At 64.8% G+C, this 23,847-nt stretch carries 24 protein-coding genes; 10 read left to right on the top strand and 14 right to left on the bottom strand.

What is annotated here, in order from left to right:
* Positions 1-210: 210 nt before the first annotated feature.
* Positions 211-1,788: a ParB/RepB/Spo0J family partition protein gene (locus G6N60_RS27700; RefSeq protein ID WP_163744835.1), complete on the bottom strand. Its 1,578-nt coding sequence runs from the start codon at positions 1,786-1,788 to the stop codon at positions 211-213.
* Between the two features lie 176 nt (positions 1,789-1,964).
* Between G6N60_RS27700 and G6N60_RS27695 the strand changes: the two genes are divergently transcribed.
* Positions 1,965-3,089, top strand: a complete 1,125-nt coding sequence (locus tag G6N60_RS27695) for a hypothetical protein (protein WP_246241402.1) — start codon at positions 1,965-1,967, stop codon at positions 3,087-3,089.
* Positions 3,090-3,150: 61 nt separating this feature from the next.
* Positions 3,151-3,408, top strand: coding sequence for a type II toxin-antitoxin system RelB family anti-toxin (locus G6N60_RS27690; protein WP_163744830.1), 258 nt, complete (start codon positions 3,151-3,153; stop codon positions 3,406-3,408).
* Here G6N60_RS27690 and G6N60_RS27685 read toward each other — a convergent pair.
* Positions 3,389-3,688 (bottom strand): hypothetical protein, encoded by a 300-nt coding sequence (locus G6N60_RS27685; protein ID WP_163744828.1) that lies wholly within the window; start codon positions 3,686-3,688, stop codon positions 3,389-3,391. The two genes, G6N60_RS27690 and G6N60_RS27685, sit on opposite strands and share 20 nt — an antisense overlap.
* 123 nt (positions 3,689-3,811) lie before the next feature.
* On the bottom strand, positions 3,812-4,357 hold the full coding sequence (locus tag G6N60_RS27680) for a hypothetical protein (RefSeq protein ID WP_163744826.1): 546 nt from the start codon (positions 4,355-4,357) through the stop codon (positions 3,812-3,814).
* A gap of 386 nt (positions 4,358-4,743) precedes the next feature.
* On the opposite strand from G6N60_RS27680, the gene G6N60_RS28775 reads away from it, so the two are divergent.
* From G6N60_RS28775 to G6N60_RS27655, 5 genes are all read left to right on the top strand, one after another.
* Positions 4,744-5,208, top strand: a complete 465-nt coding sequence (locus G6N60_RS28775; RefSeq protein WP_246241400.1) for a hypothetical protein — start codon at positions 4,744-4,746, stop codon at positions 5,206-5,208.
* 43 nt (positions 5,209-5,251) lie between these two features.
* Entirely contained in the window at positions 5,252-5,806 is a 555-nt protein-coding gene (locus tag G6N60_RS27670; protein WP_163744824.1) for an Imm61 family immunity protein, read from the top strand.
* Positions 5,807-5,874: 68 nt separating this feature from the next.
* Positions 5,875-6,147 carry a hypothetical protein gene (locus G6N60_RS27665; protein WP_163744822.1) on the top strand — a complete coding sequence of 91 codons (273 nt, stop codon included), beginning with the start codon at positions 5,875-5,877 and terminating at the stop codon, positions 6,145-6,147.
* Between the two features lie 136 nt (positions 6,148-6,283).
* Positions 6,284-7,216: an MPT63 family protein gene (locus G6N60_RS27660; RefSeq protein WP_170312609.1), complete on the top strand. Its 933-nt coding sequence runs from the start codon at positions 6,284-6,286 to the stop codon at positions 7,214-7,216.
* Between the two features lie 41 nt (positions 7,217-7,257).
* On the top strand, positions 7,258-8,451 hold the full coding sequence (locus G6N60_RS27655; protein WP_163744820.1) for a HEPN-associated N-terminal domain-containing protein: 1,194 nt from the start codon (positions 7,258-7,260) through the stop codon (positions 8,449-8,451).
* Positions 8,452-8,522: 71 nt separating this feature from the next.
* Here the strand turns inward: G6N60_RS27655 and G6N60_RS27650 are convergent, their stop codons facing one another.
* From G6N60_RS27650 to G6N60_RS27630, 5 genes are all read right to left on the bottom strand, one after another.
* Positions 8,523-9,221, bottom strand: a complete 699-nt coding sequence (locus tag G6N60_RS27650; protein WP_163744818.1) for a hypothetical protein — start codon at positions 9,219-9,221, stop codon at positions 8,523-8,525.
* Positions 9,222-9,298: 77 nt separating this feature from the next.
* Positions 9,299-9,976 (bottom strand): hypothetical protein, encoded by a 678-nt coding sequence (locus tag G6N60_RS27645; RefSeq protein ID WP_246241443.1) that lies wholly within the window; start codon positions 9,974-9,976, stop codon positions 9,299-9,301.
* Between the two features lie 48 nt (positions 9,977-10,024).
* Positions 10,025-10,492, bottom strand: a complete 468-nt coding sequence (locus G6N60_RS27640) for a hypothetical protein (protein WP_163744816.1) — start codon at positions 10,490-10,492, stop codon at positions 10,025-10,027.
* Positions 10,493-10,744: 252 nt separating this feature from the next.
* A complete protein-coding gene (locus G6N60_RS27635) occupies positions 10,745-11,104 on the bottom strand; it encodes a type II toxin-antitoxin system PemK/MazF family toxin (protein ID WP_163744814.1) in 360 nt (119 codons plus the stop codon).
* Positions 11,101-11,346 carry a hypothetical protein gene (locus G6N60_RS27630; RefSeq protein ID WP_163744812.1) on the bottom strand — a complete coding sequence of 82 codons (246 nt, stop codon included), beginning with the start codon at positions 11,344-11,346 and terminating at the stop codon, positions 11,101-11,103. The genes G6N60_RS27635 and G6N60_RS27630 overlap by 4 nt, the downstream gene beginning before the upstream one ends.
* 1,357 nt (positions 11,347-12,703) lie before the next feature.
* Between G6N60_RS27630 and G6N60_RS27625 the strand changes: the two genes are divergently transcribed.
* Together G6N60_RS27625 and G6N60_RS27620 are read left to right on the top strand one after the other, a co-directional pair.
* On the top strand, positions 12,704-14,134 hold the full coding sequence (locus tag G6N60_RS27625; protein WP_163744972.1) for a WS/DGAT/MGAT family O-acyltransferase: 1,431 nt from the start codon (positions 12,704-12,706) through the stop codon (positions 14,132-14,134).
* Between the two features lie 43 nt (positions 14,135-14,177).
* Positions 14,178-14,972: a lysophospholipid acyltransferase family protein gene (locus G6N60_RS27620; RefSeq protein WP_246241398.1), complete on the top strand. Its 795-nt coding sequence runs from the start codon at positions 14,178-14,180 to the stop codon at positions 14,970-14,972.
* A gap of 31 nt (positions 14,973-15,003) precedes the next feature.
* On the opposite strand, the gene G6N60_RS27615 is transcribed toward G6N60_RS27620, so the two are convergent.
* From G6N60_RS27615 to G6N60_RS27600, 4 genes are all read right to left on the bottom strand, one after another.
* Positions 15,004-16,059, bottom strand: a complete 1,056-nt coding sequence (locus G6N60_RS27615) for an NAD(P)H-dependent amine dehydrogenase family protein (protein ID WP_179969829.1) — start codon at positions 16,057-16,059, stop codon at positions 15,004-15,006.
* Between the two features lie 297 nt (positions 16,060-16,356).
* The gene (locus tag G6N60_RS27610; RefSeq protein WP_163744806.1) at positions 16,357-17,034 is read right to left on the bottom strand and encodes a nitroreductase family protein; all 678 of its coding nucleotides are present in this window, start codon (positions 17,032-17,034) and stop codon (positions 16,357-16,359) included.
* Between the two features lie 34 nt (positions 17,035-17,068).
* Positions 17,069-18,547, bottom strand: coding sequence for an aldehyde dehydrogenase family protein (locus G6N60_RS27605; protein ID WP_163744804.1), 1,479 nt, complete (start codon positions 18,545-18,547; stop codon positions 17,069-17,071).
* Between the two features lie 2 nt (positions 18,548-18,549).
* Positions 18,550-19,122 (bottom strand): nuclear transport factor 2 family protein, encoded by a 573-nt coding sequence (locus G6N60_RS27600; RefSeq protein WP_163744802.1) that lies wholly within the window; start codon positions 19,120-19,122, stop codon positions 18,550-18,552.
* Positions 19,123-19,241: 119 nt separating this feature from the next.
* On the opposite strand from G6N60_RS27600, the gene G6N60_RS27595 reads away from it, so the two are divergent.
* Positions 19,242-19,889, top strand: coding sequence for a TetR/AcrR family transcriptional regulator (locus G6N60_RS27595; protein ID WP_163744799.1), 648 nt, complete (start codon positions 19,242-19,244; stop codon positions 19,887-19,889).
* Positions 19,890-19,929: 40 nt separating this feature from the next.
* Here G6N60_RS27595 and G6N60_RS27590 read toward each other — a convergent pair whose 3' ends face one another.
* Together G6N60_RS27590 and G6N60_RS27585 are read right to left on the bottom strand one after the other, a co-directional pair.
* The gene (locus G6N60_RS27590) at positions 19,930-21,432 is read right to left on the bottom strand and encodes an NtaA/DmoA family FMN-dependent monooxygenase (RefSeq protein ID WP_246241396.1); all 1,503 of its coding nucleotides are present in this window, start codon (positions 21,430-21,432) and stop codon (positions 19,930-19,932) included.
* Between the two features lie 3 nt (positions 21,433-21,435).
* Complete coding sequence (locus G6N60_RS27585; protein WP_246241394.1) at positions 21,436-23,613, bottom strand: Ig-like domain-containing protein; 2,178 nt, start codon at positions 23,611-23,613, stop codon at positions 21,436-21,438.
* Positions 23,614-23,847 lie beyond the last annotated feature (234 nt).

The raw sequence follows: 23,847 nt of genomic DNA, 5'->3' as shown, positions 1-23,847 counted from the left end.
GCTATTTAGCAACGGATATAGCGATATTCTAAGCATGAATCTATGGCGTCGATCTGCGGGTTTATATCCGCTCGCTAATGACACTAGGAAATCCGCTTATTTCGCACTAGGCGGCATTTCTGCCATTTCCTTTTCTCGGCGTCTCTTGATCCGGGCGACACCAAAGTGGCCCCGCGGAGCGCTACTCCACGGGGCCACTGGTCGGGACCGCTAGTCCTCCGTGCAAGCCTGCCGGTACACGGTCTCGGCTTTGCGCTTGCCGAGAATCACCTGCTCGATTTCGCTGAGCGTGTAGCCGTTCTCCTCCAGGAACCGCAGGTAGGTCTTGGTGATGTCCTGGGGTCCGCGCCAGGCGTCCTTGCTGGTGCGGACCTCGATGGTGGCGAGCACCATCCCGAGCATGATCACCAGCGCGCGGGCATCGCCGGCGGCGGTGAGTTTGGCGACCGCCATCTTTGGCGTCTCGTTGTCGGCCAGGCCGAGCAGCTCGGGGGCGAGTCGCTGGCCGTGGTAGTCGTTGAACAGGTCCGCCCGGTTGGTGAGCGCTTCGGCGAGATACAGCGCCGCGCCCTTCGGGGCGGTCTTGCGGGCAAGGAGTTTGTCGCGCACCCATTCCCGGCGCACCATCGCTGCCGCTTCGCCCAGCTTGTTCAGGGCGATCAGCTTGCGGCGTTCAGCGCGTTCCTTCTCGGCCGCTTCCTCGCGGGCCCGTTCCCGCTCCGCCGCCCCGTCCGGGTCGCTCTCGTCAGCGAGGCGCTCGGCGTCGACGCCGTACCGTTGGGCTCCATAGGAGGTCAGGGTGACTCCGGCGCCGATGGGGTTGGTGCAGTAGTACTCGGGCCTCCAGGTGGTCGTCTCCTTGACGGTGCGTACGTGCCGCAGCCCTTCCTGCGGTTCGGATTCCGGATCGTCCTCGGTATCCCAGTCGACGTCGCGCTCGTTGACCGGCTCGCCGGTCTCGGCATCGACGAATGCCTCCTCGCTGACGAGCACGACCGCCCAGTGTTGGGCTTCCATGGCGGCAATCGCCTCATCGGTCAGGTGCTTGCCCTCCGCGTCGAGCAGGTAGTTGGTGCTGATGTAGCTCTTGTCGGACCAGCTGGGGTAGCCGCCGAGCACGGTGTATCCCTTGGCCGTGAACGCTTCCGCCGCCCCCTCGTAGCGGCGGCGCTCCTCGCGGTCGGCGCGCAGTTGGGCGACGCGGTGCGCGAACTGGTCGGTGCCTGCGACCTTGATCAATTCGGCCTGGGCCTCGTCGTCGCCGTCGAACTCCACGAAGCTGGTGGCCTCGATCAGGTTGAGCTGCCCGGTGTCCAAGGCGCTCATCGCCTTCTCGGATTCGATGGCTACCTTGGCTGCGGCGACTGCCTCTTTGGTGGTGGACAGCCCCTTGGCGACCTTCGTCGGTGACACCCCGTCGAGCAGCAGCTGGTTGATCCCGCGCGCGCGCTCGGCGTCGGTGAGGGGCAGGCGGCGGTCGTTGGTCACGATCTGCTCGATGACGCGCTGGGCGCGAACGGCGGTCTCATTGCCATCGACGGTGCGCACGTACACGGGCACCGATGTCAACCCGACCTGGCGTGCGGCCTGGATGCGGCGCTGCCCCTCGCGCACCAGGGGCTTGGCCTGCCCGTCGATCCGTACTGCGAGCACGGGAACCATGACTCCGTGCTCCTCGATGGAAGCAAGGAAGTCGCGGTCCAGACGGGGGTCCAGTCGAACGTTCTCTTCGATCTCAATGTCGTTGGGTGAGAGGTGAAGAAGCTCGGGGGTGGCGATGGTGGTCATTGGGGTTTCCTTTCTCCGTTTGTCGAACCTGTTGCTTATAGGCTACACCACGTGTAGCCTATAGGCAACACATTGGAGACAACGAGAAGGGCTGATTCCCAATGAGCACAAGCCTCGATCAGCTCCCCGGAATCGCTGAAAGCGACTGCGGGGTAACGGTTGTGCTGAGTTACGGCATGGGCGTGGATTCCACCGCGATCCTGCTGCGCTGGCTCGTCGAGCCGTCCAGCCGCGACTTCGACCTGGCCGACCTCATCGTCGTCACGGCCGACACCGGGGGAGAGTTCGATCAAACGATCACCGACGTCGAGCAGATCGTGCTGCCTGCACTGCGTCGCCATGGGGTGCGCTTCATCCAGGTCGGCCGATCGCAACGCAAGACCACTGCCAAAGGAGATGGTGTCGCGGTCCTCCAGGACACCACCGCACCCACACGCCTATACCGTGCGGCCTACACGCTGGCCGATGAAATGCTCTCGGCCGGAACCGTTCCGCAGATCGGCGGCACACGGATCTGCTCGATTCACGCCAAGGGCAACTGTTTGGATTCGGTCATCGCCACGGTGACCGCCGGTCGGCGCTATCGCCACGTCGTGGGCTTCGAAAGCGACGAGGGCTCACGTGCGGTTAAGGACGCGCTGTTCAACACCGACCGCCGCACGGGCTGGTACCCGTTGCGCGACTGGGGCTGGGATCGAGACCGCTGCTCGGACTACATCGCCGCGATCACCGGGCGCCGGTGGTTGAAATCAGCCTGCGGCTTCTGCCCGTTCGCTATGCGCACCGAAGCGGGCCGCAGCCACGTGGCCCAGAGGTGGCGTCTGGAACCACAGCAAGGCGCCTATGCCCTGTTCCTCGAGCACGTCGCACGCAGCCTCAACGAACGCCAAACCCTCATCGAGGGCAGCTCTGCTGCCGACCTGGTGGCCACCGCCGGACTGACCGAGGTCCAGTCACAGTTCGCGGTCATGCTCGACGAGTCCGAACACGCCGTCTACGAGGTCCGCCGACTCACCCGCAGGCCCGCCACGGGTGGCGCGGGGCGTGGCATCACCGCTCGCTCGGTGCGGGCCGTCGCTCGGGGCACCCGCGCCCAGATGGGCCAGGACCTGCATGGGCGCGGCGGTGAGCGACGAATCGGTGCCGATGGGATCGTTCGCCATGTCGTGCGCGAGCGCGGCGACCAGCTCCCAGCACTGGAGTTCTTCTACGTCGTGTGCCCGGCCGTGGTGGAGGACAAGCAACGGACCGGGTTCGAATCATGGTGGCAGGAGGCGACGACCGATGCTGTGCTGTTCTGAGTCCCCGCGGGCCCGTCCCGGCGGTGTAGCCTTTGGGCAACTCCGAGGGAAGGGGACGGACATGGAGGCGACACCCGCCGACGACGGTTCGCTCATCCTCGCCGCGCTCGGTGCAGCGGTCCGCGAACACCGCACGGCCGCCGGCCTCACGCAAGCCCAGCTTGCCGAGCGGGCGGGCATCGGCCGGCCCCATCTCAATCACATCGAAGGTGGCCGCAAGAGCCCGACCGTGGTGGTGCTGGTGCACCTGGCCCGCGGGCTCGGGGTCGACCCGGCGGCCCTGCTGGAGACGCAACCGCTCAGCGGGGCGACGCGCTGACGCTACGCGCCACCTCAATACGTTGAATCAGTGCGGCGGCCTCCGCATGGTCGGGACTACCGGCATCGTCGGTGCCCGTCTGTATGAGCGCCACCAGCCCTCCATCGGCGCGCAGCTCGTAGCGCGGTGAGTGGGGCAACTGGGTGGTCTGCGCAGCGTGCATCGCGTCGAGCGCTGCCGCCAGGACGGCGGTGACTGCGGCGTCGTGCTCCTCGGCGGTGTCGATGATGGTGTCGACGCGGCCCGCGGTTGTCATCGTTAGAGACCAGGCAACGGTCACGGTGTCCTCCTCGGTGGGTGGGGGTTGTCCTGGGCCTGATTGTGCGGGGCCCGAACGCCGAAAGCGGGCCTGTCCTCCACGGTTGTGGATGAACAGACCCGGCTCGGTCTGGCCTGTGGATAACTACCCCTGCGAGGGCGGGTAGTCCTGGTCGCGGGGATCGGCGGCGAAGTCCGGCCCATCGAGGAACACCTGCGTCGCTGTGCGGTGGGCCTTTGTCAGCAGGTCCACGGCGCTGACTGCTCCGTCCTGATCGAGGATCTGAAAGGTGATGGGACCGAGGTGCAGGTCCAGCCAGCGGATCTGGCGCGTGCGGTCGCGTGAGAGTTCCTGTCGGGGCACCACCGCGTAGGCGGGGCGGCGCATCCAGTCGATGGCCGTGGTCGGCACCGCGAAGGGTTCGGCTGCGATCGGCGCGGGGGCCGGGATGTGTCGTGGGATGAGCACCATCGCCGCACGTGCGGCGCAGAATCCCTCCAATACCCCTTGTGTGGCCTGCGCCGACAGCATGGTCATCAAGAGAGAGCCCCACTGCACCCGCAACCGGGTAGCGGGGGAGCAGGCGTGACTCACGGTGATGTCGCCGTCTTGCACGCCCTGGATGCGGACGATCGTGTGGCTGACCAACGCCGCGGGGGTGACGTGCGCTTCGGTGGATCGAGTTTTCATCAGATTCGCCTTTCAGTTTGCGTGTTGCTTATAGGCAACACTATATCGTCAATCATGGTGTTACGCAACAGTTTTCACGCAATCATCTGCGCAGATATGCGCGGTTTGAACACCGTCTTCGTCAAGGCCTCTACGTTTCCCGGCCACGTGACCACGCCGCCACGTACAGCCAAGCCGGGAGGGAAAAGGCGGACGGCGCTGTGCCCGATGGGCCCTTCCCCGCCGGCAGAGGCCCGAGACACCTGCATGCAACCTGGCCTCCGGCGATTCGCTACCGAGCCGCACCGTCCACGGCGCACCCGGCCCGAAGCTCTCTGAATTGATCGGCGGCGAAGTTGGCTCTGGTGGTGGACTCCGATGCGCGGTGCTCCGTACCGTCCGTTCGCATGACAGCACCCATGTCCGGTGCCCTTACGGACGCCGAAAGCGACTTGCGCACAGCACAGTCGGAGACCGACCCGCATCGCCAGGGCCAGTACGCGCGCTCGGCGGCGGACTCGGCCGCCGAGGTGGCCGTCGGTGGCAGCACCAGCGAAGCGGATCGGGCTCGCGCCGTGGAGGTCATGGACGCCGCCCTCGCACTTGCAGCACGTAGCCTGCTGCGCGAGGCGCAGTCGACACTCGCCGGCGCCCGGGACAACACCGACCCGCAGCAGCGACGAGAACTGGCTCGGGTGGCGGTGAGCAAGGCGCGACAGGTCAGCCGCCAACGAGATCTCACCGACGACGAACGCGCCGAGGCCCGCCAGATCATCGGGCACGGACGGATGCTCGCGACAACGGTGGAAGCTGCCGCTCGACGCCAGCAGCGCGTGGAGCGCGAGCAGGAACAACCCGGCATCGCCATCTGAACCCCAGAGAGACTCGCGGCGTGAGGTGCGTAACCTCAGTCGCGTGGGGGAGGCAGACGCAGCACCACGCCCTCCGATAGCCCTGAGTGCCGCCTGCAGCGGCTGGGCACGTTCGGCGCACTACATCACCGAGCCAGTTGACGACGGCGACGTGCAGCTGCGCTCCGAGGCCGGCGCACCGTCGCGATACTTCATCCGCCGCCGCGGAACCGACCGCCTCGTCCTCACCGAGGCTGAGGAAGATGCTGACGAGCATCCGCGGCTGTTCGTCGCCGACATCGGCGTCCTGGAGAAACACCTGGCCGCGTTGTTCGCCGACGACATCCGCGACGACCTCGACCTGCCCTTTCTGGAGATGGACTGGTCGATAGAGGCCGTGGCTGTGGGATACCAGGTAAGCGATTTCGAACGCGGCTACCGAACCCTCACGCGCAGAGGAGGTGAGCCCGTCGCCGCCGCACCTGACCCGACCCTGAGCCTGCTTACGCTGGTGCCGCTGTCCCACTACATCCAGTGGTCGATTGCCGACCTGAAACGCTCGTTCCTCAACCCGGCCGGCGCCCCTCTGTTGCACCGGGGCCGCTACGCAGCGCGCTAGGTGCCATCCAGTGAGGAACCCTCGTCTGGTGGTGGACTACAGCGCCAGCGACGATCTACCGTCAAGTGGTGGGCACGACGAATGCTGACGGGCTACTCACCGAGCGCCAAGTGGCAGACGAGTCCGGGCTGGCCGCCGAGCTTGTTGCGGATCTCATTCCTCGAGCGTCAGCCGAGACCGAGGCCTACGACGAGACAGGCCTGTGGCGCGCAAAGGTCGCAAAAATGCTGCTGGACAACGGTATACGGATGAACCTCGTCAAGGTGGCAGTGCGTGAGCCGCTGACCGTTGCGCAGTTGCGGGCCACGGTCGAAAACGCTCCGGCGGGGCCGTCAACGTAACCCAGTGGGCACCGGCGAGGACGCTGGCCACCTCGGTTAACGTCGCGGGCCTTCGACTCTCCCCCCGCGATAGGGTTCATACCCACTCCTTTCTCGCATCCAGGGGGAGCGAAGCGACTATGGGGAGGCGCCCACAGTGAAGTTCTCGACCGTTCTTGCTGCGACCGCGGTGACCGCTGGGTCGGTGCTGGGCGTTCCGATGGCCCAGGCCAACGATGAAGTGGCCCCCACTCTGACGTCTCTCGGACAGGCCGCGCAGTTGGTCAACGGGTCGGCTGTGCAGACGTGGACCGTCAGCGGGTTGAAGCCGAGCGGCGATGTCATCCCGTGGCACGTCAACGGGACGCTGTGGGAGGCCACCGCCACCAACGAGGCCGTGCAAGGTTCGATCCAGCCCGTGGTGTCCGATTTCAACGCTCGCGCCCGCAACGGTGACACCTACCGAGTCTTGTTCTTGGCGGCTACCCCGCAGGGGGTGAACCCAGCCGTCCTGCCGCCCGGTGCGAAGACGTCGGGCAAGGTCTACTTCGACGTGACCGGTGAGCAGCCCGACAGCGTCGTCTACAACAGCGGCGGCCATGATCTTGCCGTCTGGCTGACCCCGCCGCCTGCACCCGTCCCCTCAGGAACGAGCGCCGCGCCGTTCGGCGGTTCTCGCCCGGGGGTGGCCGATGCTGCACCGTCCGCCGCGGTGCCGCCGGCTCCAGCAGCACCGCCCGGTGTTGTTCCGGCCGCGGGGCCAGTCCCTGTTGGAACACCGCCGCCGACTGGGGCCTCCGGCACGCCCCTCCCCGGCAGCACTGGGACGCCGCTGCCCGAGGGCAGCTCCGGGACCCCGTTGCCGGGCACCTCGACCTCACCAACGGGCACCGCAAGGGACGTCCCCGCGGGGACCGCGGGGACGTCCATGCCCTCCGACCCCGCGGCTCCGGCCGCGACACCGGCACCGGCGACGGCGTCGAGCCAGCCCACGGGTAGCGCGGTACAGCTCGCTCCGGCAGGCAGCTCGCCCGCTAGCGGGACGACGAAGGCACCTGTGACGACGACCGTGCCCGCGCCGGCACCGTAGCGTCCGCTGGAGGGGATGTGGGTCTTGTCAAAGGGGAAGCCATGGCGGCCGAGGCACGTGGCTACTGGGCGACCGACCGCACCGTGTGCTTGGCCCATGTCGACGACTCGGTACTGAAGGCCGCCATCGCGGACCACCTTTCCGAGCCGAACTGCAGCTACTGCGAGATCGTCGGCGACGACTCGAATCCCGTAGCGGCTCCGCTCGATGATTTGTTGGACGTCTTCATGGTCGGTGTCCGGCATCTCTACGAGGAAGCCGAGGCCTCGGGGGTGCCGATTCAACCGGGCCGCCAGGTGACCACCGTGTACGACGCCGACGACGTCGTGTGGGAGGTGCTGGAAGAGCATGCCACGACCGGACGGACCCCCGACGACGGGTTGGCCTCGGACATCACAGCCGCCCTCACCACGCAATCGTGGGTACGGCGAGACTGGCAGCGACTCACACCCGATCAGGTCCTGCAATATAGCTGGGACTCCTTCAAAGAGCTTGTGAAGTACTCCACGCGGTTCTTCTTCACCGGGGCCCTAGGCGACGCGAGTGCCGATGGCGAGAGGCTGTCGGTGCTCGAATTCTTCCGCCAACTGGCTGCGGTGTTGTCCCAGACCCCCGAAATATTTCCCCAGCCGTGCCCCCGGTTGTTCCGCGGCCGCATGACCGCAACAGACCCAGACCCGAGTGACTACGACGCCGCCAAACTTGGGCCACCCCCGCCGCAGCGGGCCGCCGCCAACCGGATGAGTCCCGCCGGGATCAGCATGTTCTACGGCGCCACCGACCTCGACACCGCCGTGGCCGAAATCGGAGCTCACAGTTCGTACGGGTATGCCGTCACCGGGGAGTTCACGACCGCCCGCGAAGTACGACTGATTGACCTGACCAAGCTCCCCGCGATTCCCAGCATCTTCGACGAACAGTCCTTTCGTAGCTACTACACGATCTCGTTCTTGCACAACTTCGTTCGGGATCTCACCTTGCCGGTCGACCTCGACGGCCGTGAACACATCGACTACGTGCCCACCCAGGTATTCACCGAGTACCTCAAGTACTCCTTCCCTGCCCGCGTCGATGGTCTGATGTTTCCCAGCGCGCAGGGTCCAGGAGCGAATGTCGTGGTGTTCTACGGACCTGAATTCTGCGCGGATGAAGGCGATGTCGGCGACTACACCCGGCTCATCCTCATCCGTGCGTCGGTGACCAAGCATCGCGTCACCACTGTCATCAAGCGGTAACGATCAGACAAGCACGTGGGGCCAAAACGGGCCTGGCACAGAGCTATTGGCTCTGGCGATGCCATCAGTCGTTAGCCTCCAGCACGGAAGGTGTCTTTGCGAATGACGCTCAGCTCCGCTCGGGCGTCTTCGAGGTAGCGGTAGGCGGTGGCGCAGCCGGCGTACCGGGGGAGGCCGGGTATTAACACGCAGCCGACCTGGGGCCAGTGCGGATCGACGCGATCAGCGGCCACCAGGCCTCGATGTCGCTCCTTCGGGGAAGGGGCGGGAATTGTGTGCATGGCGACAACCCCTGCTGTCGTGGGGAGCATGGTGTGGGCGACTTCGGCGACCGACCACGGTCTGAGCCGATCGTGGTGTTGGAAGGCGGCGTCGACTACGGCGTCCAGCACCAGCAGCACTGTTCCGATCGGCACACCGCCGGTGAAGTCATCTTCCTCACCGAGCCGGTCGACAAGCCAAGCGCCGTCGAAGAGTTCGGCGAAGTCGGCCGCGACGGGGCCGTAAAGATCAAGCACTTCCGCGACAGGCTGCTCACCGAGCCGCAGCACGAGGAAATCGACGTAACCGGCGATGACGTCGGGCGCGGGCCCACGTGCGTCGAGCGGTGAAAGGTGAATCTCCGCTCGCCAATCCAGACCGCACGTCACCGTTGCCGACCAGGTGTCCAGACTCTCGTAATGCATTCGAGGAGCTGTGAATTCGACAGTCGTGGCGCATCCGTCGTGCTGAAGCCCGCGGATGTAGTCAGCGATATCGACTGCTGTCATTCGTCTCCTAGGTGGGGTGATTCGAAACTCACCCCTACTGGCCGGCCGGCGGTGCATGTGGGCGGAGGTTTGGTTGCTCAGCTGGGCGTACGCGAGTCTGGCGCGATGCCCCAGTGGCTGGCGATGGGCTGCGGGATGGTCAGGCCGGATACGGCGGCATCGATCAGGGGGTACGCCGGCAGCCTTGGCGCAAGGTGGCTGTCCCATCGCCCGATGGGGCCGGTGGTCTTGCCTGACGCCAAGAAATCAAGATACGCGCGCGCCAACGAGACTCGCGAATCGTGCAGCCAGCTTGTGGTCGTGGCGAGTTGGTCCTGAAGAAACGTCATGGCGGCGACGTAGTCCGGTCCCGGCGCCCCGCCGGGCTGGGTGCACTGGGCGAGCTGCTCGACCAGGAGGCGTACGGCGTGGCCGTTGGGCCCAAACTCGAAGCCATCGGGCATGAGCTGAACGACTTCGATGTGTCGGGCCCGGATTTGACGTGCCTCGTGCTGCAGCATCGGCTCGAAGCCCAGCACACGCGTCGGTCTGACTTCCCAAACCTCCCAGGGGAGGTATTGGTGTGCGTAGCCGAAGTTCACCATGTACGCCGGCTCCTCGAAGAGGCGGAAGCCCTTCCAGCTCCGTGAGGTGAGGCGACGACCGGGAGCCAGCTTCGCGAAGGCCTGCATGTTGATTGCGTCTCGGCCGCGGTACGCAGGGACGTACCACGAACGGCTGGCGGCTTCGGCGGCGGCGGCGGCCTGGGTGTCCATCAACGTCACAGCACCCATTCTGCAACCAGCAGGCGACACCTGGTCGGATCACCGTTGATACCTGACGAGGACCGAGAACGCCGGGCCACACATGAACCTCAAGTAGGTGATGCGGTGCCGCGCATCGAGGTATCCGCCGGTGATGTCGGGCGGTGAGATGAGCCAGCCCCGCACGAACGGGTCGGCGATTGGCTGCTCGCGCACCCAAGCCCACCATTGCTCATCGTCGATCAGATCGACCCCGAGCAGCGGCGCCGCGCCCGCGAGCGTGGCCGCGCCGGCCGCCACGTCGATCACGTCGCGGCTCCAGGCCCGCGCTCCCAACTCCTCGAGGACCACGTTCTTGTAATCGATGTTCGTTTCGAAGGCCCGCTTGTGAACGGCAGGTGTGAGACATCCCGAGCCGAGCAGTGCTACCAACCGGCGCTCCAGGCGCCGATACTCGGACTTGCCCAGTCCGTGCGGCCACGGCAGCGAGTCGAGGGAGCGTAGTTCGTACCGGATGATCGACGTCATGGGTAGAGCGCCAAGACTCAGGCGCGCCGGTGGTCACCGTCGACCGTTATCCGCTCCTTGACCACGTTGCCATCATCGTCGACATCGACGATCGTGACGCCTCGCGTGCAAGGAACCGCCGGTTCGGGCGCTTGGTCACTCGCCGGGCCGGGTGAGTTCGCCGACGCCCTCCGCGCAGACCTGGCTGTGTTCACCTCCGGCGGCATGCCTTCGTAGGCCATGAGTTCGATTCCCCTTCCTGAGCCAATTGCGTCACCGTGACGAATGCTCGTCGTGGATGAAGTCGCTTAGCCATTGCCGTATCGACGTCAGACATCCATCGTCGACCGTTCCGGCCAGGCTGGCGATGCGTTGCCGGCTGATCGTCCGCGGCTGCTCGGTCATCGCGAAGGACGGGCGATCCAGGGTGAGGCTCGGTCCGCTGAGTCTGACGTGCTGAGGCCAGCCCCGGTCGGTGGTCGTCACGGGAACGACGATGGCCAGCTCGGTGACCGCATCGAGGTAGCCGGACGATGCGACGACGACTGCCGGTCGGCGGCCGGCTTGCTCACGACCCACGGTGGGATCGAGGTTGACCCACACCACCGATCCGGGAGCCACGAGAACGCTCACTGCGTGGGGTCAGTGTCGGCGTCGACCGTGGCCCAATCGGCGGTCTCCGTGCGCCAGGAGGTCAGCGTCTCCTCGTCGGCACCACTGATGGCGGCCGCGACGGAGGAAAGGCGCTTCTGCCGCTCCCGTCCCTCCATGAGCTGTTCCAGGAACTTCTGGACGGTCTCGCCCTCTTCGGCGGCACCGGCGCTGATGCGCTCGCGCAGCGGCTTACTCACCTTGATCGTGGTCAGATCCGACATATGGTTATAGTACCTCAAGGTATGCCCGATTGGCATACATTTGGTATGCCGATAAGGGTTATTATGTCAGTTCCGTTGGCGCGCAACGTGTCTCATGGCTTCCGCGTCGGCGGCGTCTGTCCAGTCTCGATGTAGTTGTCATCTTTCGCAATGAAGGTGTTCATTTGGGATTTTGTCCGTTTTGTCTCATTGCTGTTGTCATCAAATTCGGGACGTGCGGATTTGACCCCGGAGTCGACCGGTTTGCGGACCTTGTGGCGCAAAGGCGTTGCGCTCGTTGCAGACATGTGCGGCTGTCGCTCACGGGTACAGCTTTAGCAGCACGTCTTGGTAGAGCTGCGCCCTTAGCGGCTGATTATTCGTCACTGTGACGTAAAAGCACCGGTTCCTGAAACCCTCACGAACTGCGGCCAGTCGTCACTCGATGGCACGCTTCACGTCATAGCCGTGTCAGCTCTTTGGCGCTTCGAAGGTCGTTAGATCGGTGTGCCGCGACATTTCAAACCGCGCGGTGCCCTATCCCCCACTGCGACAGTGCGTCTCAGGCCCATGGATAATTGTCATTATCCATGACAAAAGTCTCCATTTTGCGTCCGACAAATCGGCATCCGATCCCTCTTTGACGACGCGGCTCCGATCAACCCAGTCACGCTGAATAGGAGGCCGCCGCGACTAAGACGGAACTGCGGCTCATTTGGGGGCTGCAGTACGCTCCTTCCTGCGGCGCGCCTAGTTGAGCGACACCGACCTTCCACCGGTGCCTGCACCGCTGAAGGATGCAGGTGTACGGTCTTGCAGACGCTGGCGTCTTTAGCATCGTGCGTGGTCTGCTATACAGCAGGTACTCGGCGTGTCGCACCCTGGGCTTGGGCGCAAACAATTACGGCCGCCTAGTCCTCACGGGGGCTCTTGTTGGCCCGCCACAATGCTCCGCGCCGTAAAACCCATGCGCAGGGTAGCCAGGCCGACGTCGGCCCCAAGCGATTTGGCCGCGGCTATTCCTTCATGGCCTACGTGGCGCCCTGGAACGACGCGTTGAGAGCGGGTCCCTCGAGCGTTTAGGGCTTTCGCCCAAAGCACGGATCGGGTGGGCACGAAGTGCGCTGGCGCAAGAAACATTTGAATACAACTGCACGGAGGCAACAGATCCTGAACGCACATCTCATTCACGGGAGGCACTGGGGCAACGGGGCGGTGCGTAGCGCCGCGTGGGACGCTCTCGGGCGTTGTCGGGATATCCACCTCTACCGATTTGGCCCTAGCGCACCTCCCATCAATGCCGTATATTTTGCGGCGCCCTGTACGCCCGTACAGCATCGCCACCAGGCAGTTTATTCCGCGCTCCGGGGGGATACACGTGAAGCGACTCAACGGCATGGACGCCATGCTGCTGTACGGCGAAACCCCCAACCTGCACATGCACACGTTGAAGGTGTTGGTCGTCCACCCCGACGATCCCTCCGCGTTCACCTTCGACACCTTCAGACAGACGGTCGCGGACCGCCTTCACCTGTTGGATCCGCTGCGCTTCAAGCTTCAGGGAATTCCATGGCGGCTACATCATCCGATCCGGCTGGCGGACTGCGAGGTCGACCTGGATTACCACCTGCGGGTGGTGCGGGTGCCGAGCCCCGGAGGCCGCCGCGAACTGAACCAGGTGATCGGTGACGTGGCCAGTACGCCGTTGGACCGAAGCCGTCCGCTGTGGGAGTTCTACTTCGCCGAGGGAGTGGCCGACAACCGCTACGCGCTCATCGGCAAGGTGCATCACGCACTTGCCGACGGGGTGGCATCGGCCACCCTCATGGCCCGTTTCATGGGCTTGATGGACGACACGACGCCGACCGTCACCGCTGGGCACCGAGTGACGCCTTCGACGTCCGCCTTGCTGCGGTCCGCAGGACGCGACCACATCGAGCAGGTCGCTGGCTTGCCGAAGTTGTTGCGCGACGCCACCACCGGACTGTCTCAACTCCACCAGCGGGTCCGCGAACGCGGCGATCGGCCCCACATGGCCAAGATGTTCAAACCGCCACCAACCTTCCTCAATCATGTGGTCTCGCCGGTTCGGACATTCGCCAGCGCCACCTTGTCGTTGGCAGATGCCAAGGAGACCTCCGCGCAGCTCGGCGTGACCTTCAACGACATGGTGCTGGCCACGGTCGCCGGGGCGCTGCGGGATCTTCTACTTCGGTACGACGGCAGAGCCGACCGACCGTTGTTGTCGAACGTCCCGATCAGCACCGATCGATCCCCGGACCGCCTCAGCGGCAACGAGCTCAGCGGCCTCCCCGTGTCCCTGCCAGTACACATCAATGACCCACGTGAGCGGGTGCGCCTGATCGGGCTGGCCACGACGACCGCCAAGGAGGATCACCACGTCGTCGGACCCGACCTGTACAGCCGCATGATGGGTTATTTGCCGACGGCTTTGGCTCCCGCGGCGTTTCGGCGCCAGGCCAAGCGGGCCACGTCCAACAAGGTGATGAACGTCCCGGTCTCCAACGTCCCAGGGCCCCGGCAACGCGGGAACATCGGCGGGTCGCCGGTCAGTGAGTTCTATTCGACGGGCGTGTTGTCGGCCGGTGTCGGCGTCAACATCACGGTGTGGAGCTACGTTGACCAGCTCAACATCGCGGTGCTGGCCGATGACCGAACCTTCGACGACGTTCACGAAGCGACGGACGCGATCGTCCACGCCTTCGCCGAACTCCGCAGGGCTGCCGGTCTATCCGATGACTTGCGCAAGGTGGAGACGGCAATGGCTGCGGTGAGCAGCGCGCAATGAGCGAAGCCGCAACCCTTTCGATCAGCGACTGATGAGGAACACCGTGAGCACAGGTGACGAAGCCGTGAAGTGGGACCCTGCCTTCACAGAGCAGGTGAAGGACAAGGCGTGGCCCGTGCTCAAGCGTTACTTCCGCGCGGAGGTACGTGGACTGGATGCGCTCCCGGAGGTGGGCGGAGCCCTGTTGGTGGGAAACCACTCCGGCGGTTCACTGACACCCGACGTAGTCATCTTCGGGTCCGCCTTCTACGAAAAGTTCGGATACGACCGCCCTCTGTTCACACTCGCGCACAGCCAGGTGTTCGTCGGACCGTTCGAGGGCTGGCTAGGCCGGTTGGGCGTCATCCACGCAAGCCGGGAGAACGCTGCGTCGGCATTGCACTCGGGAGCGGCTGTGCTGGTGTTCCCTGGCGGGGACTATGACGCGTACCGGCCAACTGGGAGCGCGAACGTCATCGACTTCAACGGACGAACAGGCTACGTGAGGACGGCGATCGAAACCGGGGTGCCGATCGTGCCGATCGTCTCGATCGGCGGACAAGAGACCCAACTCTTCCTGACACGGGGTACGGGGCTGGCCAAGAAATTGGGCCTCGGTCGATTCCGTGTCGGGATTCTACCCGTCAGCATCGGATTCCCCTTCGGTGTCAGCGTTTTCGTTCCTCCCAACATCCCACTTCCTGCGAAGATCGTCACCCAGGTGTTGGCGCCGATCGACGTCGTCGGCGAGTTCGGCAAGCAACCCGACGTTGCCGAAGTAGACGCACACGTTCGATCCGTGATGCAGCAAGCCCTCGACACGCTGGCACGCGAGCGCCGACTTCCGTTCATCGGTTAGGTCGCGTCGCGGCCGCCCACGCACCGGACTGTTAGGCGCGCTCGTTCAACCAGATGCCCGCCGGTGCAGAAGCGAGCCCGACGTCGTGCAGCGTGAGAATGCCCGGGGGTGCGGCGGCGACGTCGACGGCGGCGTTCACCGCGGGCATCGCCGTCATCGTGTCCCATTCGTGGTTGCCCCAGGTTTCGGGCGGGATGAACCGGATGCGGGTCTGCACCTCGGGCTCCCCCTTGATCACGACGTGGTAATGATCGTCGTCGAACTCCAAGTGCTCATTGAGATGCTTGGTGAGGTACCAGGCGACGTTCGACTGCACGACGGTGTTACCGTTCGCCTTGCCGTTCCAGCCCGCTCGAACCGCGGCAATGGTGTCCTTGTTCAACCGCAGCCAGCCGAGATCGACTGTCTCGGCCGCGGTTGCATACTCGATGAAGAACTCCATGTCGTCGAGGGTGTGGTGCAGCGCGACCGCCATCCGTTGGACGGAGTCGTGGAAGGTGCTGAGCCACATCTGGGCCATCTCGATGACCTCGGGTGTCGCGTGCGGAAGTCCAAAGCCGAGCGCTCGCCACGTCTCGGCGGACTCGTATACCGATACGTTCGCCGACTCGGCGACCGACACCATCTCGACGCCGCGGCAGACCGCGGTCATGGTCATCGCAGCAGTTATCGTGTTGATCCAACCTGGGTTGACCCCGGTGACGTACAGCGAGCTGTCTCCCCGCCGGCAGGCGTCGGCGAGCCGTTGCTTCGTATCGCCCTGAATGCCGCCCACGTTGAGGAACAGATTGGTGCTGATCACGTCGAGTCCGCTTTCGAGCAACCGGACGGCATGCTCGACATCGGCCATGAACGGTGTGTAGATCACGGTGTCTGCACCGAGAGCGATCAGCGCGTCGATGTCCGTGGTCGCTTGAACGCCCGTCTCGGGTCGGCCGCACAGTGTGCCTGCGTCGGTACCGGCCTTGTCGTCCGAATGCGCGTAGACGCCAACCAGTTCGAGCCGCGGATCGTCCAGTATTCCGCGGGTGCTGAGCTTGCCGACCTTGCCGGTGGTCCACTGGATGACGCGCAATCTGTCCATCAGCCGAAGGTCCTATCGGATGCGTGTCCCGCGGGTGCGGAAACCGGTCGAGCCTCATGCAGGTGAGCTTGCGCCCGTCGTACCAGGTCGGCGTCGTCATGGTCGAGAGTGGACAGTTGCGACCCAACGGAATTCGCGATGGCGATGAATCGATCGTGCACCACCGATGCACGCAGACCGAACCGCGGAAAGGTGTCTTCGTCCGCCGGGCCACCAAATGGTGTCCACGTCAGGACGAACTGCAGCAGGTGCCGGTCAAAGGAGTCCACTACGACCCGTCCCGTCTCGGAGGCGTACTCATCACGTCGTGCCAGCACGTCGTTGTGCGTTGGCTCGGTCCAAGGAGGTGACCGCCTCGTGGTTCCACCGGTCCACGTCGACGACGTCGGTGATCGGATGTCGCCTGACCGGCCCGTGACTTCCTCGCGGCCACCCGATCATCACGTGCCCTGCGATGACCCAATCGTCAGGCATGCCAATCACTTCGCGGAGAACTTGCTCTCCGCCGTAGGAAGTCCAGCTGGTCGGACAGGCGCCCAGTCCCATGGCCCGCGCCGCCAGCAGGAAGTTCTGCATCGCGGGGAAGATGGAACCGCCCAATAGCAGGTCACTGGTGGCCGGGAGCTTCTGCTGGGCGAAGAGCACTGAGGCATGCTCGCCGGCGCCATCGTGCAGTTCGTAGATGGCGCGGTAGGACCGTGCTCGGGGGGTGTCGTCGGCGGCGGCGGGGCGCGACATGCCGTAGACCGGTTCGATGACGGCCAACGCCTGGGCCGCGGCGCGCGCCACGACGGCCCGCACCTCTGGTGACCGCAAGACCACGAAGCGCCAACACTGGGCGTTGGCACCCGACGGCGCCCAGGTGGCAGCTTCCAGGCACCGATCCAGCACGCGGTCATCGACCGGGTCGGCGGCGAACCGCCGGATCGATCGCGCGGTGGACATGACCTCCCAGAGGTCGTCACTGCCCATGCTCATGTCCGAGCCTCGTCGTAAAGCCGCATGTGCCTGTCTATTCCGGGAGACCGATGGTCTTGATGGCGAGGTACTCGGCGTATCCGTGGGTGCCGTTGCGGTAGCCCAGTCCGCTTTGCTTCGTTCCGCCGAACGGGCTGGCGATTCCGAAGTGACTCTTGCCGTTGATGGTGACGTTTCCGGTGCGCATGCGCTGAGCGATGGCGAAGGCCCGGTCGACGTCGGTTCCGCTGACTTCACCGGATAGGCCGTAGATGCTGTTGTTGGCGATGGCGACGGCCTCGTCGTCGTTGTCGTACGGGGTGACGGTCAGCACCGGCCCAAAGATCTCCTCCTGGGCGACCTGGCAGTCGGGGTCGACGTCGGCCAGCAGGGTGGGTTGGGTGTAGTAGCCGTTGGGCAGATTCTCGGGCACCCCACCGCCGGTCACCAGTCTGGCGCCGGATTCGATTCCACTGGCGATCAGCCCGAGTACCTTCTGCCTCTGCGCGGCGCTGATCTGCGGCCCCTGCATGATGCCGGGAGTCCACGGGTCCCCGACCGGGAAGTTCTCCATCGCGGCTTTGAGTACGGCCACTCCTTCGTCGTAGCGGCTGCGCGGCAGCAGTATTCGGCTGGGCAGGATGCAGGATTGACCCGACATCACGCACGCCATCATCGCCGCCAGCGGCAACGCCGACCCGAAGTGCGCGTCGTCGAGCACGATGTGGGCCGACTTGCCACCCAACTCCAACAAGGTCTTCTTGACGGTGGCGGCGCCGGCGGCCAGGATCGCCCGTCCGGTGGCCGTCGAGCCGGTGAAGGTGATCATGTCGACACGTGGGTCGGCCGACAGCGCAGCACCCACCTCATTAGCATTTGAGGACACCACGTTGAAGACCCCCGCGGGGATGTCGGTCTCCTCGGCGACGATACGACCCAGTTCGGTGCCCGACCACGGAGTGAGCTGGGCCGGTTTGAGGACCACGGTGTTGCCGGCCATGAGCGCCGGGACGGTCTCGGCGACGTTCAGGTAGAACGGCACGTTCCACGGAGTGATCGCACCCACCACCCCGACGGGCTCGTAGGACAGTTTGCGGCGGGCAGGTCCGAGATGGGTCTGGTGGATGCCGGTGTCGACCAAGTACTCGAAGTTGCGCCCATGCTCGGCCCAGTGCTTGACTTCGGCGATCGGCTCCTCGATCTGGGCGCCGGTGACGCTGATCGGGCACCCGACCTCGGTCACCAGCACGCGGCGCAGCCGTTCCTTGTTCCGGTCCAGCGCGTCGTGCAACTGCATCAGGCAGTGGAAGCGGAACTCGATGTCTCTGGCCCAGTTCGCGTTCTCGGACGCTCGCCACGCCGCGCCGACCGCACGCGCCATGTCGGCGACCGTTGCATCGGTGGCCTGGCCGACGACTTGGCCGCTGCCGGGATGCTCGACGTCGAACAGGGTGCCGCCGTCGGTGAGTTGTAGCTCGCCGTCGATGAGCATCCGCTGCTCGCCGGCCTGGATGCCCGTATCGGTGGTGGTCATCGCTACCACCGTGCGGGTGCTGGAGTGTCGATGCTGAGCGGGCGTTCGTAGGACAGGTCGTCGCGATTGCGCGTGCCGACGAGGTAGCCCTTCTCGGTGAAGAACGGTGACTGCAGTACCCGTGCGTCGCCGATGAACATTCCTTCGACCGTGGATCGTCGGACGACGATGCGCCACTGGTCGTCGCGACGCTCGAGTCGGTCGAGGTAGCGACCGGTGATGAACTGGGCACTCTTGGTGTCCGGTCCGATCAGCACCACGAGGACGTAGCTCTCGGCGTGTGCGGTGTCGCCGTCGATCTCGCAGCTGTGGGTGGTGATGTTGTGGGTGTGCACACGGGACGTCTCGGCGTGGGTGCGGTTGGCCCACTCTCCGTAATCCGGGCCCGAGTTGACGGCGTGGCCATGCTCATCGACACCGTCGCCGTGATAGGCCGAGGTGATGAGGTCGACGTCGTGACGGTCGCAGCCGCGGGCGTGGCGCGAGATGCTATCGAGGATCTCGGTGCGATCCATGAGATAGCGGACGTCCTTCTGGAGCGATTCCAGGGAGCTGGAAGTGAGGGAGCTGGTCATCGTCGTCCTGCCGGTCGAGTAGGTCGGTACCGACCCGTGTCGGCACACAAATGAGACTATACGACCGTACAGCAGTGGATTGGGTGTCAGAATACGTTCAGCGAACAGATCGGGAGACCATGGCGACATCGTCGCGGCGCATTGGCGCCGAAACGTCCAAAACTCGGGACATTCTTCTCGACTGCGTCGAGAAGACCATGCTCGACGAGGGCTACGCGAGCGTGACGTACCGGACGCTGGCGTCGAAGGCCGGCGTTACGCCCAGCCTGGTGCAGTACTACTTTCCCACCCTCGACGACATCTTCGTGGCCGCGATCAAGCGCTACTCCGAGCGCAGCCTGGCCTACCTGGCCGACGCGTTCGCACGCCGCACCGAGGATCCCCTGCGCGCGGTCTGGGAGTACTCCTGGCAGGAGGCGACCGGTGCGATGATGACCGAGTTCATGGCCCTGGGAAATCACCGCAAGTCAATCCGGGCAGAGATCGCGAATGCCACCGAGGGTGTCCGCAAGATCCAACTGGAGGCACTCGTCGCGAAGTTCGGCAAGAGCGCGCGGCCAATCGGCGATCTCTCCTTGCCTGCGTTGCAGTTGTTGATGTCGGGTCTGCCGAAGCTCCTCAATCTCGAAGAGGGAATTGGCGTGACGTCGGCACACGCGGAAGTGACCGAGGCCTTCGAGCAATACATCGACGCCGTGGAGCCTCGGCCCGAAGTGCCGAAGCGAAAGCCGAATTCGCGCCGACGTACCCCCGTGCGCAAGGCGTGAGCGACGGTGACCGTGCTCTGACGGTGCGTCGGTCGTTCGTTCACTCGCTGCAAAACATGCCGCGGTAGCCATACGCCGGGTGGCGCTCGCCGATGTCTGCTGTGGGCGTCTCGAAGAGTTTCTCCCGCAAGGTACCAGGGTGGTACTGGGTCTGCATCAGTCCCTTGTCCTGGAGCACGGGTACGACGTAGTCGAAGAAGTCGTGATAGCTCTCCGGCATCAGGGCATTCATGATCTGCACGCCGTCGACTCCCGCGGACTGATACTCGAAGAGGCGCGAGGCGATGGTCTCGGGTGATCCAACGACCATCTGCGGCAACGACAAGGAGGTCAGGAAGTCCTTGATCGTTGGCTTCGCTCCGGCCGGCCACGCATTGATCATCGAAAGGAACGCGCCGCGGATTCCCGGAATATCGTCGAGGATGTCTTCGAGGTGGGTAGCGGCATCGAACCGGCCGAGATCCATGCCGCTGAGGCTCGAGAAGTAGGCGGTCTGGGCTTCCTGACTGCGGTATTCCTCGAGTTCGCCCCACTTGCGATGGGCCTCTTCGTCGGTGGACCCGACGATGAACATCATGCCCTGCAGGAAGAGGATGTCCCCGTCGCGGCGACCCTGCTCCCGGGCCATGGTTCGGACGCCGGCGATCTGTTGGGTAATGGTCTCCAGTGACATCGCCGAGAGGAACATCAGCTCGGCGTGCCTGCTGGCGAAGTCCAGTCCTGCCGGGGAGCCGCCGGCTTGCGCGAGCACCGGTGTTCGCTGCGGCGAGGGTTCCATCAGGTTGAACCCGTCGACGCTGTACCGCTCGCCGTCGTGCTTGATGGGGTGCACCTTGGCCGGGTCGGCGTAGATGCCAGCCGCCGGGTCGTCGACGATGGCGTCGACATCCCAGGAGCCCTCCCACAGCTTGTAGGTCACGTCGACGTACTCCTTGGCCCACGCGTAGCGCTCGTCGTGCGACAGATTCCCCGGCAGGCCGAGATTTCGGAACGCTTGTTCGTTGGCGGAGGTGACGATGTTCCAACCGATGCGGCCGTTGCTCAAGTGATCCAGTGTGGAGGCGGCGCGGGCGAATACGAAGGGATGGTGCTGGATCACCGAGCTGGTGTAGAGGAAGCCAATGTCCTGGGTCTGGTGGGCCATCGCGGGTATCAGCATGGTGCAGTCGCCGATGGGCACGTTCATCGCCATCTCGAAGACGACGTCGCTGGACCCCTTGTACTGCCCCTGCACGCCAATGACATCGGTGAAGAAGAATGCGTCGACCTTGGCCTGCTCAGCCCGCTTGGCGAGGTCCACCCAGGGGTCGAATGCCTTGAACTCGCGGTTGCGTGCACGGGGATGTCGCCAGATGCCATGAAAGTTGTGACCGATGGAGTCCATCACCAGAAGGGTGAAGATCATGCGCTTGGGCATCGTGCCTCGTCTCGTGTTCCGTGGTGATGGCTGCCTGTCGGCAGAAGTAAGCGCGTAGGTGTCCGCGCGACGTCGAGGCGAGGTCGGCCGGCCGCCGCGCAGGTGGACAGCCGACCTCTCCCCCATCGACTAGGTGCCGGCTTGAGCCGACGCAATCCTCGCCGGGTCCAAGAAGGTCAGCGTCTCCCCATCGAGGGTCGTCGTGATTTGCGAACCGGGTGTCGTCGGAACGACCGTCCGCGTCAACTTGCCAATCGTCACGTCCCCGGTCAAGGACCCAGTGTGGGTCCCCGTCACGGTGATCGCGGCGACGTAGTGGATGGTGTTCTCCGCTGCGCTCTGGTTGGTCGTCTCCGTACCGTTGAGGATCATGCCCTGACCATTGACGTAGTCGATGTACTTTGCAGTGCGCACGACGTGGCCCGTTGTGGCGTCGACCGTCTCGCTGACCTCAGCGGTGCCGCCGCCCGGACCTTCGTAAACCTTTGGTGCCGCGACGGTTCCAGCATCCGGCAAGGTCACGTGCTGTGGGGTGTTGGAGGCCAGCGTCGGCAAGGTCGTAGACACCGCGGGCGTCGTGTCGTCGGTTACCGTCCCCACGCTGGTGGTGTACTTCAGGTTGGTCACGACCAGACGTGACTGGCCCGATGCGTTGGCCTCCCAGAACGCGACCTGGGTACCGTCGGCATTCCAGCTGGGCATGCTCCGGGCGGTCCATCCGTCGCCTTCGTCCTCGGGGGTGGAGGGGTCGTCGCTGACGAACAGGGGAATGCCGTTCTCCCCCTTCAAGTCGTCCTGTACTGCAACCAGCCATGGCTGGTTGGTGACGTTCGTATAGTTCGAGGTACCCGCGTAGGCGTAGTAGGCGTTCCCCTGGACCAATAGCGCTACGAAGGGCGGCCGCTCGATCTTGGTCACCGGCGTCAGTGCATCCAGGCCGCGAGCGCTGTCGATGACGAGCCACTGATTGTTGGGTGACAGGTCGGCGTCCTCGTCGTAATCGAGGTTGGCGGTCAATCGTGTCACCTGTCCGGTCGCAACGTCGACGACGACATCGTCGACGTTGCCGGCTTCGTAGAGGCCGCCCAGGACTATCACGCCCTTGCCGTCCTTCGTCCACTGTTTGCCTTCGCCGACCGGGTTGACGACCCGAGCGTCGGTGACGGTGTAGACCTCGCGGCCGTTGGCATCAACGCCAGGAGTCAGCGCGCCCACGATGGGTACCGCCGTGATGAAGCCAGGAGGGTCCAGTGGATTCGGCACCAGTTGGATTTGGCTGAACAGCACGTGGGTCCCGTCCGGCGAGATCCTCATCTCACGCTGCGGATCGGTGACGATGACTCCTGGCTTGCCCGCCGGCGTCAGAACTTGAACGAGTCGCGCTCCCTTGGTATCGCTTTCGTAGATGACGTGGGTGTAGGCCCCAGTGGTCGGGTCGACTGATTGGAACAGGATCCGCCCGGTGCCGTCGTCGAAGGGAACGGGCTTGAACAGGTCCCGTGGTGCAGTGGTGCCGGCACGAAGGGGGGTGGGGTCGGCAATGCCGCACGTGACGCAGTTCAATCCGGTTCCATCGACGTTGACGTGATAGATCTCCAGGCGTGCGTCTGCCGCCGCACCCGGGGGTGTGGCGCTGAACAGAAGGGATTGTCCGTCCGCCGCGAACCGCGGAATCTGGGCGTCGGTGAAGCCGGCGGGCAGATTGACGATCACTCGGTCGGCGTGCGGACTCAGTACGTTGACCTTGATCTCCGCGCCTGTGCTATGTGGCACGCCAACCAGGCTGAGCAGGTTGAACTTGCCGTCGGCGGCCGACACCGTGAACGAATCGGTCTGTGCTGCATCGTAATCGATGTCGTTGGGCGTGTAGGTGAAGTTACCGGTCGCTTGATCGATGGTCAGGGTGCCGTACTTCGGACCCTTCGTGACCGTGTAGGTCACGGCATCACCCTCGGGGTCGGTTGCTCCGATGGTGCCGGTGAGTGTCTGGCCGGTCTGCACCGTCGTAGTCGGGTCGTAGGTGATGGCCGGGGCTTCGTTGAAGAAGTTGCGGCGCACGTATGCCAGGACGGCCCAAACCACCGGTGTGAAGGGGTCACCCGTGGCGGGAGCCGGCGCGAGGAAGGGGTTGAGGAGGTTGGTGACGACGGCATTGAGGAGACCCACCAAGCCGGTTGCTGGAGCAGCGACCTGGGTGACGGGCGCGATGGGCGTGACGGCTGCAGTCACCGCGGCGGCAGGGAACGCATCGCCCGTAAACGTGGTCTTGAACGTTCTCGCCAGGGCTACTCCGGTCGAGGTGCTCACAGTGTCCGCCGATTCCGCGGCCGAGGAGGAATCCTCGGGGTCTACCGCGGCCGTGGGCGGAAGTGCCGTTGACGCCGTTGCTTTGACAGCGATTGGAAGAGTCGACTTCGAATCGTTGTCGACGGGCCCTGGTTTCGTCTGCTCGGATTCGAGCACGGGAAGCAGCGGTGGGCCGGTTTCCTGGATGGGCTCGGTCGTCGCGGCGGGGGTGCCCGGCTCGCTGGGCACTTCGGG

Origin of the sequence: Mycolicibacterium madagascariense (assembly GCF_010729665.1) — a bacterium.
In the GTDB taxonomy this organism is placed as follows: domain Bacteria; phylum Actinomycetota; class Actinomycetes; order Mycobacteriales; family Mycobacteriaceae; genus Mycobacterium; species Mycobacterium madagascariense.
The sequence above is the reverse complement of the archived record's forward strand: the minus strand, read 5'-3'. Positions and strand labels throughout refer to the sequence as shown.

Excerpts from the sequence above, each read along its gene's own strand:
- G6N60_RS27695 (WP_246241402.1), top strand. The coding sequence starts at position 1,965 with ATGGGCGTGGATTCCACCGCGATCCTGCTGCGCTGGCTCGTCGAGCCG.
- G6N60_RS27630 (WP_163744812.1), bottom strand. The coding sequence starts at position 11,346 with ATGTCGGATCTGACCACGATCAAGGTGAGTAAGCCGCTGCGCGAGCGC.
- G6N60_RS27645 (WP_246241443.1), bottom strand. The coding sequence starts at position 9,976 with ATGGACACCCAGGCCGCCGCCGCCGCCGAAGCCGCCAGCCGTTCGTGG.
- G6N60_RS27680 (WP_163744826.1), bottom strand. The coding sequence starts at position 4,357 with ATGAAAACTCGATCCACCGAAGCGCACGTCACCCCCGCGGCGTTGGTC.
- G6N60_RS27600 (WP_163744802.1), bottom strand. The coding sequence starts at position 19,122 with ATGACCAGCTCCCTCACTTCCAGCTCCCTGGAATCGCTCCAGAAGGAC.
- G6N60_RS27590 (WP_246241396.1), bottom strand. The coding sequence starts at position 21,432 with ATGGGGGAGAGGTCGGCTGTCCACCTGCGCGGCGGCCGGCCGACCTCG.
- G6N60_RS27650 (WP_163744818.1), bottom strand. The coding sequence starts at position 9,221 with ATGACAGCAGTCGATATCGCTGACTACATCCGCGGGCTTCAGCACGAC.
- G6N60_RS27610 (WP_163744806.1), bottom strand. The coding sequence starts at position 17,034 with ATGAGCATGGGCAGTGACGACCTCTGGGAGGTCATGTCCACCGCGCGA.
- G6N60_RS27595 (WP_163744799.1), top strand. The coding sequence starts at position 19,242 with ATGGCGACATCGTCGCGGCGCATTGGCGCCGAAACGTCCAAAACTCGG.
- G6N60_RS27690 (WP_163744830.1), top strand. The coding sequence starts at position 3,151 with ATGGAGGCGACACCCGCCGACGACGGTTCGCTCATCCTCGCCGCGCTC.
- G6N60_RS27700 (WP_163744835.1), bottom strand. The coding sequence starts at position 1,788 with ATGACCACCATCGCCACCCCCGAGCTTCTTCACCTCTCACCCAACGAC.
- G6N60_RS27640 (WP_163744816.1), bottom strand. The coding sequence starts at position 10,492 with ATGACGTCGATCATCCGGTACGAACTACGCTCCCTCGACTCGCTGCCG.
- G6N60_RS28775 (WP_246241400.1), top strand. The coding sequence starts at position 4,744 with ATGACAGCACCCATGTCCGGTGCCCTTACGGACGCCGAAAGCGACTTG.
- G6N60_RS27605 (WP_163744804.1), bottom strand. The coding sequence starts at position 18,547 with ATGACCACCACCGATACGGGCATCCAGGCCGGCGAGCAGCGGATGCTC.
- G6N60_RS27655 (WP_163744820.1), top strand. The coding sequence starts at position 7,258 with ATGGCGGCCGAGGCACGTGGCTACTGGGCGACCGACCGCACCGTGTGC.